At 70.8% G+C, this 15,103-nt stretch carries 13 protein-coding genes; 8 read left to right on the top strand and 5 right to left on the bottom strand.

Annotation, left to right across the window (positions count from 1 at the left end):
- A partial coding sequence (locus tag V7050_RS02865) for an efflux RND transporter permease subunit (protein WP_324410223.1) occupies nt 1-1,876 on the top strand: 1,876 nt, incomplete at its 5' end.
- A 192-nt stretch (nt 1,877-2,068) separates the two neighbouring features.
- Nucleotides 2,069-2,782 (top strand): DedA family protein, encoded by a 714-nt coding sequence (locus tag V7050_RS02860; protein WP_324369408.1) that lies wholly within the window; start codon nt 2,069-2,071, stop codon nt 2,780-2,782.
- Between the two features lie 308 nt (nt 2,783-3,090).
- On the opposite strand, the gene V7050_RS02855 is transcribed toward V7050_RS02860, so the two are convergent.
- Nucleotides 3,091-4,932 (bottom strand): ABCB family ABC transporter ATP-binding protein/permease, encoded by a 1,842-nt coding sequence (locus tag V7050_RS02855; protein WP_324373805.1) that lies wholly within the window; start codon nt 4,930-4,932, stop codon nt 3,091-3,093.
- Between the two features lie 33 nt (nt 4,933-4,965).
- The gene (locus V7050_RS02850; protein ID WP_324365560.1) at nt 4,966-6,111 is read right to left on the bottom strand and encodes a LysM peptidoglycan-binding domain-containing protein; all 1,146 of its coding nucleotides are present in this window, start codon (nt 6,109-6,111) and stop codon (nt 4,966-4,968) included.
- Between the two features lie 110 nt (nt 6,112-6,221).
- On the opposite strand from V7050_RS02850, the gene V7050_RS02845 reads away from it, so the two are divergent.
- Nucleotides 6,222-6,782 carry a TIGR00730 family Rossman fold protein gene (locus V7050_RS02845; protein ID WP_324365559.1) on the top strand — a complete coding sequence of 187 codons (561 nt, stop codon included), beginning with the start codon at nt 6,222-6,224 and terminating at the stop codon, nt 6,780-6,782.
- Here the strand turns inward: V7050_RS02845 and rarD are convergent.
- Together rarD and V7050_RS02835 are read right to left on the bottom strand one after the other, a co-directional pair.
- Nucleotides 6,677-7,663 carry an EamA family transporter RarD gene (gene rarD, locus V7050_RS02840; RefSeq protein WP_324365558.1) on the bottom strand — a complete coding sequence of 329 codons (987 nt, stop codon included), beginning with the start codon at nt 7,661-7,663 and terminating at the stop codon, nt 6,677-6,679. The two genes, V7050_RS02845 and rarD, sit on opposite strands and share 106 nt — an antisense overlap.
- 80 nt (nt 7,664-7,743) lie before the next feature.
- Complete coding sequence (locus V7050_RS02835; RefSeq protein ID WP_324365557.1) at nt 7,744-9,090, bottom strand: glutamine synthetase family protein; 1,347 nt, start codon at nt 9,088-9,090, stop codon at nt 7,744-7,746.
- A gap of 307 nt (nt 9,091-9,397) precedes the next feature.
- Here V7050_RS02835 and V7050_RS02830 point away from each other — a divergent pair, with 307 nt between their 5' ends.
- The 4 genes from V7050_RS02830 to V7050_RS02815 all read left to right on the top strand — a co-directional run bounded on the left by V7050_RS02830 (nt 9,398) and on the right by V7050_RS02815 (nt 12,858).
- Complete coding sequence (locus V7050_RS02830; RefSeq protein ID WP_324365556.1) at nt 9,398-10,267, top strand: SMP-30/gluconolactonase/LRE family protein; 870 nt, start codon at nt 9,398-9,400, stop codon at nt 10,265-10,267.
- Between the two features lie 91 nt (nt 10,268-10,358).
- Complete coding sequence (locus tag V7050_RS02825) at nt 10,359-11,240, top strand: alpha/beta fold hydrolase (protein WP_324365555.1); 882 nt, start codon at nt 10,359-10,361, stop codon at nt 11,238-11,240.
- A 99-nt stretch (nt 11,241-11,339) separates the two neighbouring features.
- Nucleotides 11,340-11,954: a hypothetical protein gene (locus V7050_RS02820; protein ID WP_324365554.1), complete on the top strand. Its 615-nt coding sequence runs from the start codon at nt 11,340-11,342 to the stop codon at nt 11,952-11,954.
- Nucleotides 11,955-11,988: 34 nt separating this feature from the next.
- The gene (locus V7050_RS02815) at nt 11,989-12,858 is read left to right on the top strand and encodes a peptidylprolyl isomerase (RefSeq protein WP_324365553.1); all 870 of its coding nucleotides are present in this window, start codon (nt 11,989-11,991) and stop codon (nt 12,856-12,858) included.
- Between the two features lie 140 nt (nt 12,859-12,998).
- Here V7050_RS02815 and V7050_RS02810 read toward each other — a convergent pair whose 3' ends face one another.
- Nucleotides 12,999-13,742 carry a FadR/GntR family transcriptional regulator gene (locus V7050_RS02810; RefSeq protein ID WP_324365552.1) on the bottom strand — a complete coding sequence of 248 codons (744 nt, stop codon included), beginning with the start codon at nt 13,740-13,742 and terminating at the stop codon, nt 12,999-13,001.
- A 250-nt stretch (nt 13,743-13,992) separates the two neighbouring features.
- Between V7050_RS02810 and V7050_RS02805 the strand changes: the two genes are divergently transcribed.
- Entirely contained in the window at nt 13,993-15,066 is a 1,074-nt protein-coding gene (locus V7050_RS02805) for a substrate-binding domain-containing protein (RefSeq protein WP_324365551.1), read from the top strand.
- The last annotated feature ends 37 nt before the right edge of the window (nt 15,067-15,103 follow it).

The raw sequence follows: 15,103 nt of genomic DNA, 5'->3' as shown, positions 1-15,103 counted from the left end.
CGTGCATCGCGCCCCCCTGCCGGGGCTCGTGCTCTTCGTCGCGGGCTGCCTCGCGCTCTCGTTGGTCGGGGGTTCGCTGGGCGCGGGCAAGGTGCCGCCCGTGGGCAAGGCGGGCTACCGGCCGAGCCTCTTCGGCCGCCTGATCCGCTTCCTGACCGGCAATCCGGTGATGCCCTTCGTCGCGGTGGCGGCGGTGGCGGTCTTCGTGATGGCGGTCTTCTCCTACTACGGCCAGCACAGCAATGGCGTCGAGTTCTTCGTCGAGACCGAACCCGAACGGGCGGTGGCCTATGTGCGCGCGCGGGGCAATCTCTCGCTCGAGGAGAAGGACGCGCTGGTGCACGAGGTCGAGCAGGTGATCGCCGAGACCGACGGGGTCGCCTCGATCTTCTCCTTCGCCGGCGCAGGCGGCCTCAACAACCTCGGCGGCGACCAGGGGCCGCGCGACGCCATCGGCCAGGTCCAGATCGAGCTGGAACGCTGGGGCAGCCGGGCACCGGGCAAGGCGATCCTCGCCGACATCAACGCGCGCCTCGCCCATATCCCCGGCATCATCGCCGAGATCTCCGAGGCCGCTCAGGGCCCGGGCCAGGGCAAGCCGGTGCATCTGCGCCTCGAAGGCGACAACTGGGAGGATCTCAAGGCGGCGGCGGCCTATGTGCGCGCGCATTTCGACACCATGCCGGGGCTCGTGGACATCGAGGACACCCTGCCCCTGCCCGGCATCGACTGGCAGATCGACGTGGACGTGGAACAGGCCGGGCGCTTCGGCGCCGACGTGGCCACCGTGGGCGCGATGGTCCAGCTCGTCACCCGCGGGCTCGCGCTCGACACCATGCGCGTCGACACCTCCGACGAGGAGATCGACATCCGCGTGCGCCTGCCCGAGAGCGACCGCCTGCTCGCCACGCTCGACAGCCTGCGCGTGCGCACGCCCCAGGGGCTCGTGCCGCTCTCGGCCTTCATCACCCGCAAGCCCGTGCCCTCGCTGGCCCAGATCGACCGCTACCAGGGCAGCCGCTTCTTCGACGTGAAGGCCGATGTCGCCGAGGGCGGCAACGCCAATGCCGAGATCGCGGCGATCACCGACTGGCTGAGCAGCGAGGCCGAGCTGCCCGCCGGCATCGCCTGGGAATGGACCGGCGATCAGGAGGACCAGACCGAAAGCCAGGCGTTCCTCATGAGCGCCTTCGCCGCGGCGCTCGGCCTGATGTTCGTGATCCTGCTGGCACAGTTCGATTCCTTCTACAATTCCGCGCTGGTGCTGACGGCGGTGGTGCTCTCGGTCACCGGGGTGCTCATCGGCATGCTGGTGATGGACCAGACCTTCTCGATCATCATGACCGGCACCGGCATCGTGGCGCTGGCGGGCATCGTGGTGAACAACAACATCATCCTGATCGACACCTTCCAGGACTACCGGCGCTACATGAACCCGCTCGAGGCGATCGCGCGCACCGCCGAATCGCGGCTGCGCCCGGTGCTGCTGACCACCATCACCACCATGGCGGGGCTCGCGCCGATGGTCTTCGGCATCTCGGTCGATTTCTTCAACGGCGGCTACACCATCGATTCGCCCTCGGCGATGTGGTGGAAGCAGCTCGCCACCGCCGTGGTCTTCGGCCTCGGCCTCGCGACCGTGCTCACGCTGATCGTGACGCCCTCGCTGCTCGCGGTGCGGGTCTGGCTCTCCGCGGGCCTCGCCGCCTTCGGCCAGGCCCTGCGCGGCTGGATCGGCGGCAGCGACAGCAAGGCCGTGCGCGACCGCCTGCTGCGCCGCGCCGCCCGACGCGCCCCGGCCGAGGACATCGACTGGACGGAGACCGCCCCGACGCTGCACCCGGTGGCCGGCCCCACGCCCCGCGCCGCCGAATAGCCGCCGCACCCCGGCGGCACCCTTCGTTGCCGCACCACAAACACGCCTACTCTGCCACCGCTAGACCCTGCCCACACGCGCGAAGGGCAGCGGCCACCCTTGGGGGGTGGGCTGGCCGCTGCCCGTGCTGACGCACGGGCGGGACATTGAAACCCTCGCGCTCCTGAGGTCGTGTCGCGCAGCATGGTCCCCGTGGCCAGGACGCCGCCCCGCGCTTGTGCGGCGCGCCGGGATGGCCGATGCTCGCACCTCGCACCCCGGCCGCACCGGCCGGGTGGCGCCCGGAGGTCCGACCTGCACGCGCTCGCCCAGCATCTCGCCGATCTCGTCGCCCATTACGGCGTGCCGGCGCTCTTCGTCTCGGTCGCGCTCGAGGCGCTCGGCGCGCCGCTTCCGGGCGAGAGCGCGATCCTGATCGCCTCCACCGCCGCGGCCCGGGGCGAGCTCGACATCCGCGCGGTCGCGCTCGCCGCCTTCCTCGCCGCGGTGCTCGGCGACGGCATCGGCTATGTGATCGGCCGCCGGCTCGGCCGGCCGGTGATCGCGCGCTACGGTGCACGCTTCGGCGCCACGGAGGCCAATCTCGACCGCGTGGAGGCTCTCGTCCGCCGATACGGCCCGGCGATGGTGGTCGTGGCGCGCTTCTTCGTCGTGCTTCGCCAGCTCAACGGCCTGGTCGCCGGCACGAGCGGCATGCGCTGGCCGGTGTTCCTCGCCGCCAATGCCGCCGGCGCCGCGCTCTGGGTCGGCCTCTGGACGACCCTGGCCTACCGGCTCGGCGTGACCGCCGGCAGCCTGCCCGCCCTCCTCCACCACCTCGCCCCCATCGCCGGCCTGGCCGCGATCGCCCTGATCGCCGCCCTCGCGATCCTCCATTTCCGAAAACACCGCCCCGCCCCGCACTGACGGGCATTTCGGGACATCGACAGGCCCGGAACCGCCTGAAAGGTTAACGCGCCGGCAGACGGCAGTCCCGCGGACGAACCAGCACTCTGTTCCAGGTTTCATTACATATCATACTGTTACGAGCTGTCCCCATGGGGACAGTCGCGACGCCGGCCGATCCTCCCGCTCTCCCGAGGAAAAGTCCTAACGCCCTGCCTGCCGAAGCACCCCATCCGAGACGGCCTCCGGGTGACCGCCTCGGACCGGCGCCGTCACCCCGCGCGGATCCGGCGTAAGACAAACCCGCACGCGCCGGCCCGCCCCCGGGATCAGGCCGCGTCGGTCGCCTCCGCCTCCGCGTCGGGATCGGATTGCTGGCGCGTCCACATGCGCGCGTAGCGCCCCCCCAGCGCCAGCAGCGCCTCGTGGCTGCCCTGCTCGACCACCCGGCCGCGCTCCAGCACCACGATCCGGTCGGCATCGACCACCGTGGAGAGCCGGTGCGCGATGGTGATCACGCTGCGCCCCTCGCCCATGGCCGCGAGCGAATCCTGGATGTCGCGCTCGGTCTCGCTGTCGAGCGCGCTGGTCGCCTCGTCGAGCAGGAGGATCGGCGGATCCTTCAGCAGGGTGCGCGCGATCCCCACCCGCTGCTTCTCCCCGCCCGAGAGCTTCAGGCCGCGCTCGCCGACGGTGGTATCGTAGCCCTCCGGCAGCCCGGCGATGAACTCGTGGATCTGCGCCGCCCGTGCCGCGCCCTCGACTTCCGTGCGCGAGGCCTCGGGCCGCCCGTAGGCGATGTTGTAGTAGATCGTGTCGTTGAAGAGCACCGTGTCCTGCGGCACCACGCCGATCGCCGCGCGCAGGCTCGCCTGCGTGACCTCGCGCAGATCCTGCCCGTCGATCAGCACCGCGCCGGCGCTCACGTCGTAGAAGCGGAAGAGAAGCCGCCCGATCGTCGATTTCCCCGAGCCCGAAGGCCCGACCACCGCCACCGTCTGGCCGGGCTCCACGGTGAGCGTGAGCCCATGCAGGATGCTGCGCTCGGTCTCGTAGGCGAAGCCGACGTCGCGGAACTCGATGCGGCCCGCGCTGACCACCAGCGGCGTCGCCCCGGGCCGGTTCTCGATCTCCGCCGGCTGCTCCAGCAGGTCGAACATCGCCGCCATGTCCACCAGCGCCTGCCGGATCTCGCGATAGACCGTGCCGAGGAAATTGAGCGGCATGGTGATCTGGATCATATAGGCGTTGACCATGACGAAATCGCCGACCGTGAGGCTGCCCGCCTGCACGCCGCGCGCGGCCATCACCATCACGATCACGAGGCCGGTGGTGATGATCAGCGACTGGCCGAGGTTCAGCCAGGCGAGGCTGACCTGGGTCTTCACCGCCGCGCCCTCGTAGCCCTGCATCGAGGCGTCGTAGCGCGCCGCCTCGCGGCCCTCGGCACCGAAATACTTCACCGTCTCGAAGTTCAGCAGGCTGTCGATCGCCTTCTGGTTGGCGTCGGTGTCGCGCTCGTTCATGCGCTGGCGGATCTTCACCCGCCATTCGGTGACCTTGAAGGTGAACCAGACATAGAGCGCGATCGTCACCGCCACGACCAGGAGATACCAGACGTCGAAGACGAAGAAGAAGATCGCCGCGACCATCGCCAGCTCCAGGGCCAGCGGCACGATCGAGAAGAGCAGGAACCGCAGCAGGAAATCGACGCCCTTCACGCCGCGCTCGATGATCCGGCTGAGCCCGCCGGTCTTGCGGGTGATGTGATAGCGCAGGCTGAGCGCATGGATGTGGCGGAAGGTCTCCAGCGCCAGCTGCCGCAGCGCCCGCTGCCCGACCCGCGCGAAGATGCCGTCGCGGAGCTGCCCGAAGCCGACGCCGGCCAGCCGCATCAGCCCGTAGAACACCGTCAGCGCCACCGGTCCCGCGACCAGCAGGAAATCCGCATGCTTCGCCGGATCGGCCGGCGCCAGCCCGTCCACCGCGGATTTGAAAAAGAAGGGGGTCACCACCGTGGCGAACTTGGCCGCGACCAGCGCCAGCATCGCCAGCACGACACGGGTCCGCACCGCCCGCTCGCCCTCCGGCCAGAGATAGGGCGTGACCCGGCGAATGGTGCGCGCGGCGCTGGCATATCCGCCTTCGGCGAGGCCCGCAGCGTCACTCATGCGCTCACCGGCCGCCCCGGATCCCGGCACCGCTCATTCCGTCGCCTCGACACCCGGCAGCGCGAGGATCTGGCCCGGATAGATCAGGTCCGGATCCCGGATCAGCTCGCGATTCGCCGTGAAGATCTGGGTGTAGAGCACGCCGGACCCATAATGCACCCGCGCCAGGGTCCAGAGATTCGCCCCCGGCTGCACCGTGACGACCGCCGGCCGCGCGCCGCCGTCCGGACGCGGAAGCGGGACCGCCGGATAGTCGCGCTGGAACGGCGTCTCCACCCGGCTCGACACCCGGCCCTCGGCGTCGATCTGGTCGATGCGCAGCCGGTAGACGCCCTGCGCCACGTCGCCGAGCTCGATCGCCCAGCGCCCGTCGGGTCCCACATCGGTCTCCAGCGCGAAATCGTCGTCGACATAGGCCCGGAGCCGCGCCCCGGCACCGCCCAGCCCGGCCAGCGACACCGCGCCGCCCTCGCCGTAGGAAATGCTCGCGAGCGAGACCTGCCGCCCCGGCGAGGCGGCATCGGCCGCATCCCCGGTCGACGCGACCTCGACGCCCTCCGGGCGCAGGATCGCCGTCGCCGCCACCCGCGGTTCGGGCCGGGCCGCCTCCGGCGCGGCCGCCGCCGGGGGCACGCCCTCTTCCGGCGCGGCACCGGCCTCCGCCGTCGGTGCGGCCTCGGGCAGCAGCATCACCACCTCCTCCGAGGCCGCGCTCTCGCCTTCGGGCGTCACGGCATCGAGCGTCAGGGCACGCGGCTCTTCCGAAGGCGCGGCGTCGAAGATCGCCACGAAATCGCCGTCCGCATCGGCCTCGGCCTCCGCGAGCGGCTCGCCGTCGGCATAGACGGTGACGACCGATCCCGGCGCCGCGCGCCCGGCGACCACCGCCGAGCCGTCCGGGGCGACCCGGACGACGTCGAAGCCCGGCGCCTCCGATGCGGGTTCCTCCGCCGCCCCGTCCGGGTCAAGTGCCGCAGCCGCGTCGGGAACGGCCTCCTGAAGCGCCGCGGTCCCGGCCTCGGGCGGCGGCCCGGCCGCCTCATGGCCGTCCCGTCCGAGCGTCGCGTAGAGCAAGAGGGCTATGCCGCCGGACGCCGCCAGCAGCGCAAGCGTCTTGCGCCCGGTCGCATGGGATTCGCCGGGCCTTCCATCCGTCTCGTCATCGCCTGCCTGCGTCATGCCGGCCCTTTCCTGCCGCGGCCCCTCGCCCATCGCGCGGCAATCTGCTAGCAGCAAGCCTGTCACAAATCTGCCGCGGCGCAAACTAAAGAGAAGTCAAGGGCCTGTCCATGCACGTTGCACCGCCGAAATCCGTCTGCGTCTTCTGCGGCTCACGGCCCGGCGACGACCCCGCCTATGCCGCCAGCGCCCGCGATCTCGGCCGCGCGCTGGCGGAGGAGAAACTGCGCCTCGTCTACGGCGCCGGCGACGTCGGGCTGATGGGCGAGCTCGCCGTGGCGGCCGGCGCCGCGGGCGGCGCGACCTTCGGCGTCATCCCCGCGCATCTCGTGGCCCGCGAGGTCGGGCGCCGCGATCTCTCCACCTTCGTGGTCACCGAGACCATGCACGAGCGCAAGAAGGTGATGTTCATGAACGCCGATGCCATCGTGGCGCTGCCCGGCGGCCCCGGCTCGCTCGACGAGCTTTTCGAGGTGCTCACCTGGCGCCAGCTCGGCCTGCACGAGAAGCCGGTGCTGCTCCTGAACGTGGCCGGATACTGGGATCCGCTGGTGGCCCTGCTCGATCACATCGTCGCGCATGGCTTCGCGGATGCCGCGTTCCGCGCCTCGCTCTCGGTCGTGGGAAGCGTGGCGGAGCTGATCGCGGAGCTGCGCCGCCGCCTCTCCTGAGCCAGCCCGTCCCAGGAATAGAGCGCCAGCCCCGCCCAGATCATCGGGAGGGCGAGCAGATGCCAGGGCGTCACCGACTCGCCGAAAACAAGCGCCGCCACCGCGACTTGCAGCGTCGGGTTGAGATATTGCACCAGCCCGACCGTGGCATAGGCGAGGCGCTTCGCCGCATAGGAGAAGAGGACCAGCGGCGTTGCGGTGAGCGGCCCGGAGCCGATCAGCAGGACCGCGGTCAGCGCGTCCTCGCCGAAGCCGAGCGGCGCACGGCCGCCGATGTCGGGCCAGCCGAGCGACGTCGAGCCCCAGAGCCAGATCACCGCCGGCGGCGCAAGCAGCAGCGTCTCGATGAAGACGCTCACGACCGGCCCGAGCGCCAGACGCTTCTTGATCAGCCCATAGAGCCCGAAGGTGACCGCGAGCAGGAGGCCGATCATGGGCGGCTGCCCGAGGCCCAGCGTAAGCACCACGACCGCGCCGGCCATGAGGCCGATCGCCGTCGCCTGCCGCCGCGAGAAGCGCTCCGCGAAGAAGAGATAGCCGAAGGCCACCGCGACCAGCGGGAACATGTAATAGCCGAGGCCCGCCTCCAGCGCCCGATTCGTCTGGATCGCATGGATGAATCCGAGCCAGTTGAGCGCGATGAGGCCGGCGGAGGTGCCGAGGATCGTCCAGGTCCGCGGCTGCGCCAGCGCCGCGCGAATCTCGCCGGCGCGCCCCTGCAGCGCCAGCACCGCGCCGAAGAAGACCGCGCTCCAGATCGCGCGGTGGCTCAGGATCTCCAGCGGCGGCACATGCACGAGCGCCTTGAAATAGATCCCCGACAGCCCCCAGAAGGTCGCGGCGGCGACGATGGCCAGGATGCCCTTGGTTTCGTTGCGCATTCTTCCCGCCCGGGCTCCCGATCCTTCGCACCTCCGCCCGTCCCGGTCGCCCGGAACCGCCGCGGCCCGATGGCGGAGCCTCAGACCGTCTCCAGATAGGTTTCGTGCTCGAAGGGATTGATCCGCTGCGAGAAGACCTGCAGCTCCTGCCGCTTCATGCCCACGAATGTCTCGCGCAGCACCGGCGCGAAGACGTCATGCATGGGCAGGCTCGATTCGAAGGCCTCGATGGCGAGCTTCCAGTCGAGCGGCAGCGAGGCGCCAGAGCCATCGGGCTGGCTCGACATCGGCTCGGGCGGCACGATGGCCTTCTCGATGCCCTGCAGCGCCGCCCCGAGGATCGCCGCCAGCACCAGATAGGGATTGGCGTCCGCGCCGGCGACGCGGTGCTCGATGCGCCGGGCCGAATTCGGCCCGCCGGGAATGCGCACCGCGGCATGGCGGGATTCGTAGCCCCAGACCACCTCGGTCGGCGCATGGGCATTGGGCTGCAGCCGGCGGTAGCTGTTGCGATGCGGCGCGAAGATCAGGCTCGAAGCCCGCATCATGTCGAGGAGCCCGCCCACCGCATGATGCATCACCGGCGAGCCCTCCGGCGTGCCGTTGTCGAAGACGTTGCGGCCGTCGCGGTCGAGCAGGCTGAAATGCACATGGAAGCCGTTGCCGGAACGGTCGAGGAAGGGCTTCGCCATGAAGGAGGCGGCGAGGTCGTACTTGCGCGCGATCCCCTTGACGAAGCGCTTGAAGTAGAGCGCGTCGTCCGCGGCCTTCAGCGGGTCCGGCACATGCAGAAGGTTGATCTCGAACTGGCCGCCGCCGTTCTCCGAGATCGCCGAATCGACCGGCACGTCATGGGCGTCGCAGGCGGCGTAGACATCGGTGAAGAAGGCCTCGAAATGGTCGAGGTCGTCGATGCAGAGCGCGCCGTCGCCGTCGAGCAGCTTGTGGGTGACCGGCGATTTCGGCGGGCTCGGCTCGTCGCCGGAGGTGTCCACGAGATAGAATTCGAGCTCCGTCGCCACCACCGGCGTCAGGCCCAGCGCCGCGAACCGGTCGCAGATCGCCGCCAGCGCCCGGCGCGGATCGCCCAGATAGGGCTTGCCCGCCTCGTCGAGCATCCAGAGCGGCAAGAGCGCCGTGGGCGAGCCGAGCCAGTTCATCGGCAGGAAGCCGCGACCCGTGGGCTCGCAGCGCCCGTCGATGTCGCCCTGCTTGTAGACGATGGGGTTGCCCGCCACGTCCTCGCCCCAGATGTCGAGGCAGGTGATCGAATAGGGCATGCGCATCTGTCCCTCGAGCACCTTGTGCGCCTGGGCGACGGGAACACGCTTGCCGCGCAGGATGCCGTTCAGATCGCAGACGGCCGCGCGCAGGCTGGTGATTGCGGGGCGGCCTTCCAGCCACGCCATTGGGGCCTGGGGGTTCACGATGGACCTCATGTGAGCATGGTCGCTTGCTATCACTCCGCAACGTACAGGTGAAGCCCTGCGCGAAGGACCGAAAGAGCTACTGCATCTGGAGCTCGTTCCATTTCCTCAACCGTTCCGCCAACAGACGAGGGCAGCGCCCGACCCGGCGGGCACCGACGGGCGGGATAGTGACACCCGGCGTGCCCGAACTCGCGCGGATGGGGTCGCGTCGCCAAATGCAGGTGTAGCCTGGCGGCGGAGCCTCGCAGGATTGCAGGTGCGTTGTCCGGCATGGCAGGAAGGAGAAGTGACAGGGAGGTTTGCCATGGCCGATATCCTGGCGCCCGAGATCGTGAGCGAGCTTGGCGAGGGTCCGATCTGGTCGGACGGGCGGCTCTACTGGTTCGATATCCTGGGCAAGCGGCTCTTTTCCGCCCCACCTGACGGCGCCGTGCCGCGAATCTGGCAGTTCGACGAGCATTTCTCCGCTGCGGGACGCATCCCCGGCGGGCTGATCCTCGCCTCGGAGACCGCGCTCTGGCGCTTCGACCCCGAGACCGGCACGAAGGCGCGTCTCGTCGCGCTCGAGGCCGATAGGCCCGAGACCCGCTCCAACGACGGCCGCGCCGATCGCCAGGGCGGCTTCTGGATCGGCACCATGGGCAAGACCGCGCCCATTCCGGAGAACGGCGCGCTCTACCGCTACTATCGCGGCGAGCTCCGGCGCCTGCGGAGCGGCATCGCCATCCCCAATGCGATCTGCTTCGCCCCCGATGGGCGTCGCGGCTATTTCGCCGACACGCGGCAGGACCGCATCTTCACCTGGCCGCTCGATGCCGAGGGCTGGCCCGAGGCCGAGCCGGAGGTCTTCCACGACTTCGCCGCGGTCGATGGCGGGCCGGACGGCGCGGTGGTGGATGCCGAGGGCGCGCTCTGGGTCGCGCTCTGGGGCGGCTCGCGCGTGCTGCGCCTGCGGCCCGACGGCAGCGCCGATGCCGAGATCGCGCTTCCCGCGAGCCAGATCACCTGCCCGGCCTTCGGCGGCGACCTGCGCCGGCTCTATGTCACCAGCGCCTGGGCCGGCCTCGACGCCGGGGCGCGCGCCGCCGAGCCCGAGGCCGGCCGGGTCTTCGCCGCCAAGGTCGCGGTCCCCGGCCTGCCGGAGCCGATGGTCGCCCTGGACGGAACTCCGTGACCCGCCCGTGTCGCCCGGCAGCCCTGCCACTGTAGCGCGACGCCACCGCCGTCCTGGCTGGGAAGCGCGCGCCTCCTCCGCGAGGCTTGCCATGCCGGGACCCTGCCGCCGCGCCTGCACCGCGCTGCTGCTTCTCCTCGCGCTCCTGCTGTCTCCGGGCGGGCCGGCCCGGTCCGACGAGGCCCCCGTCATGGCGCATTGGCCGAGCCGCGGCCCGACCCGCGCCGTCGTGCTCGCGCTCCACGGCTTCGGCGACGCCGGCGATCTCACCTTCGACGGCGCGGCCGAATACTGGGCCGGGCGCGGGATCGCGACCTATGCCCCCGACCAGCGCGGCTTCGGCGCCAATGCCAGCCGCAAGCGATGGCCCGGCGTCGATGCGCTGGTCGCCGATGCGATCGCCGAGGCGGCCGCGCTGCGCCGGATGCACCCCGGCGTGCCGCTGGTCGTGACCGGCCATTCGATGGGCGGCGGCGTCGCGCTCCTGGCCGCGGCATCAGGCATGGAGGCCGATGCGCTCGTGCTGGCCGGCCCCGCGATCGCCGGCGGCGACGCGCTCAACCCGCTCCGCCGTGCCGGCGCCTGGACGATCGCCGCGACCCTGCCCGAGAAGCGCTGGACCGGCGGGCGCTTCCTGCGCATCCGCGTCTCCGACAACGAGGAGGCGCTGGCCCGCGCGCGCAACGACCCGCGGCATTTCGGCGACCCGTCGAGCCGCGAGCTCTACGGGCTCGTGCAGCTGATGGACCGCGCCGCCGCCGCGGCACCGCGCGTGACGGTCCCGACGATGACGCTCATGGGCAGCCATGACGAGGTCCTGCGACCCGAAGCGGTGCGCAGGATCGCCGACCGCATCCCCGGGAGCGCAGGTTTCGTCGAATATCCCGACGGCTGGCACTGGCTCTTCCGCGACCGGCAGGCGCCGAGGGTCTGGTCCGACGTCGCGGATTTCGTGCTCTCCACCGCGCAGTGAGACCGGAAGCGGTCGGTCATGCGCCCCCGGCCCTCGGGCCGCGGATATTCCCTTCCCCTCGCCCCGGGCTATAGTGACCGCCCGACCGGAGACGCGATCATGCCCGACCGACCGGCCGCAGGCGCGGCGCCGCTCGTCCTCGCCACCGGCGCGACCGCGCTGCTGCCATGCGCGGCGGCGGCGCATGACGCTTTCGGCGACCTCGGCCCCTTCTACGCATCCCTCCTGCACCCGCTGGCGGATCCGGCGCAGGGGCTCGTGCTCGCGGCCGTCGCCGTGCTCCTTGCCCGCCAGCCGCTTGCATCGGTCCGCCCGGCCGTGGCCGCTCTGGCGCTGGCCGGCAGCCTCGCGGTGTCGATCGGCGCGCTGACCGCCCATGCCGCGCCGGGCCTCGCCGCCACCGCGCTCGCCGCGGCGCTCCTCGGCATGCTCGCCCTGACCGGCGTCAGCCTCGGCCGCTGGCCCAGCGTCGCGATCGCCGCCGCCGTGGCCTTCGCGGCCGGCCTCGCCATCGACCTGCCGCCGGGCCTGCGGGCCGGCAGCCTCGCGGCGCTCGGCGGCGCGCTCGGCATCGCCCTCGGGGCGCTGCTGGTCTGGGGCTTCGTGGATTTGCTCCAGCGGCACTACGGCCGTGTCGCCGGCGCGGTGGCCGGCTCCTGGATCGCCGCCGTCGGCGTGTTGGCCGCCGCATTCGCGCTCACCGCCGCGGCATAGGCATGACCGCCACCCCTGCCATGGTTGCGAAGCGATGAGCGCGATTCCGAAGGAGCATCGGGATCGGCCGGCCGGAGGCCCCGGGCTGGCAGGACGCATCCTGCGCGAGCCGCTCCTGCATTTCCTGCTGATCGGCATGGCGGTCTTTCTCGCCTTCGGATTGCGCTCCGAGCCGCCCCGACGGGCGGACGCGGCGGTGATCGAGGTGACGCCGGCGCAGGTCGAGCGCCTTTCGGCGCAATTCGAGGCCGTGTGGCGGCGGCCACCGGGGGCGGAGGAGCTTCGGGCGCTGGTCGAGGATTTCGTCCGGGAGGAGGTCTACTACCGCGAGGCGCAGGCCCTCGGGCTCGACCGGGACGACACGGTGATCCGGCGGCGCCTGCGCCAGAAGATGGAGTTCCTCGCGGATTCCGGCGCCGGAGCGATCGAACCGGGCGAAGGTGATCTCCGCGACTATTACACCGCGCATCTCGATCGCTTCACGCGGCCCGAACGGGCTAGCTTCCGGCAGGTCTTCCTCGGCGAGGACGACCCGGCGCCCGTTCTGGCGGCGCTCTCGGGCGGGGCGGATCCGAGCGGGCTCGGGCACAGGTCGCTGCTCCCCGAGACAGTCGAGGCCGCGGGCGCGACGGCGGTGGACGGCACCTTCGGGGACGGCTTCTTCGCCGCCGTGACCGCGCTCGAGCCGGGCGCGTGGCACGGGCCGGTCGCCTCGGCGTTCGGGGCGCATCTGGTGCGGCTCGATGCCCTCGAGCCCGCCCAGGTGCCAGGATTCGATCAGGTCCGGAAGCTGGTGGACTCGGAATGGCGCCAGCAGGCGGCGGAAGACCTGCGCGAGGCGCAGTTTCAGGCAATGCGGCGACATTACGAGGTGGTGCTGCCGCCGATCGAGGCGGAGCGGTGAGGAGACGGGCACCGCCCGCCGCGTTCCACTCAGTGCCGGCGGCCCCTGCCCCCCGCCATGCCCGTCCCCGGACCGTCTCGGTCCTCAGGCGACACGCGACCGACCCTTGACCTGCGTCATGCCACCCACGGCTTCGCGCCTCACCCGCTGCCCGAGGCCGGATCCGTGCCAGCCGCGCCCCGCTGGTCGATCCGGTGCAGCATCGTGTCGGAATCCGCCAGGAGGCGCCTGACCGCCCGCCTGGCGGCAAGGGGCCGCCCCAGACGAATCCCGCGCTCGATGTCTTCGTGCAGCGCCTGGGCATGGCGGAGATCGTCCGCCTGCCGCGTGATGATCATGAAGAGGTTTTCCAGCGCGGATTCGATCAGCGCGCCGAGCGGCAGCAGCATCTCGTTGCCCGACGCCTCGAGAATGCCCAGATGGAAGCGCACATCGGCCGCGCTGCGTTCGGGCAGCGTGCGCGCCTGGCCCATCTCGGCGCAGGCCTCCGAGATCGCCCGCATCTGCTTCTCCGAGCGCCGCGACGCCGCGAGCGCCGCCGCCTCGGGCTCGAAGATCTTCCGGAACTCCTGCAGCGTCCCGAGGAACTCCCGGCGTCCGGGCGCCTCCGCGTACCAGGCGAGGATGTCGTGATCGAGCAGGTTCCACCGCCGGCGATCCTTGACGCGGCTGCCCACCTTCGGCCGCGAGGTGAGCAGGCCCTTGGCGGAGAGCATCTTCATCGCCTCGCGGACGACCGAGCGGCTGACCTGATACCGGCTCGACCATTGCGCCTCGGCAGGCAGCACCGATCCGGGCGGGAACTCGCCCTGCACGATGCGGCGCCCGATGGCCTCGGCGACCGCCTCGTGCGCGCTCCCCCTGCCCCGCAATGCCTCGGTCACGACCTGCTTCGCCCCCCGGTTTCCATTTCTTCCTCCCCTTCTTCCCCGGCCCGGTTTGGAGGGACGCGCCTCTCGCTTCACCGGTTGCATCCCAAATGTCATATTTGTCAGACAACAATCAATTGACACACTCGCCCTGCCTTTGTCATCCTGTGACATGCGGCGGGAGGAAAAATACCCGAGCACCGATGCAGGGTTACGGGCAAAGCATAAGCCGGTCGGCAGGAACCGATCCTAGGGAGGACCCAGTATGAGACGCATGATGACGAGCGCTCTGGCGCTCTGCGCCCTGGCCGGAACGGCGGCAGCCCAATCCGGCAGCGTCGACCAGGCGGTCGGCGGCTACAGCTTCGACGAGGCGGCCCAGGAAGCCGAGGGCACGAAGGATTTCCACTCCGGCGACGGCGTCCTGACTTTCGCCGTCGTCACCCATACCGCGGGCAACGGGTTCTTCGACCCGGTCTATGTCGGCGCCAGGGTCGCCGGGAACATGATCGGCGCGAACATCCTGCTGCTCGGCTCGGAATCGCCCGCCGACGATCCGGCCCGCGAGATCGAGATCCTCAACCAGATCATCAACGACCCGACCATCGACGGCATCATCATGACCACCCCGCAGATCGGGGCCTATGACGACATCGTCAGGACCGCCGAATCGAACGGCATTCCGGTCGCGACCACGAATTCCTTCGACCCCGGCATCCTCCATCGCAGCACCATCAGCCACACCGGCCAGGACGCCTCGGCCGCCGCGATCGCCGGCGAGGCGCTGGTGCAATGCCTGATCGACCGCGGCGTGACCGGGGGCTCGATCATCCTTCCCAACGATACCGCGATGGGCAACATCGAGGTCAACAACCGCGTCACTGCCGCCTTCGAGGCGATCGTGGCCGGCCTCGCCGCCAACAACATGCTGGAGAACTTCCAGGTCGATGCGGGCCCGGAGAACGTCGGCGTCTCCGCCGACATGAACGACCCGGCGAACTCGATCATCTCGCTGATCGAATCGCGCGGCGACGTGGTCGGCGCCTTTGCCGGCAACAACGTCTTCACCCCGGCGCTGGCCTCCGCCGTCGCCCAGACCGGCAATACCGGGACGATGTGCGCCTTCGGCTTCGACCTCGGGCCGGCGCAGCAGGAGGCGCTGAAGGCCGGCAACCTGACGGGCGCGCTCGGACAGCAGCCGTTCCTGCAGGGCTTCTGGCCGGTCATGCAGCTCTACCTGCAGATCGATCGCGGGATCTCCGCCGCCAATCTCGACACCCGGGCGCAGCTCGTGACCAGCGACACGGTCGGCGAGGTCGGCGCGCGGTTCGAGAACTGACCGCGCGCGTCGGGCGGCCGGGGAGGAAACGACACCG

It is taken from the genome of Amaricoccus sp. (assembly GCF_036846665.1).
Lineage (GTDB): Bacteria > Pseudomonadota > Alphaproteobacteria > Rhodobacterales > Rhodobacteraceae > Amaricoccus.
Note: the sequence above shows the minus strand (reverse complement) of the source record. Positions and strands in the feature narration are given on the sequence as shown.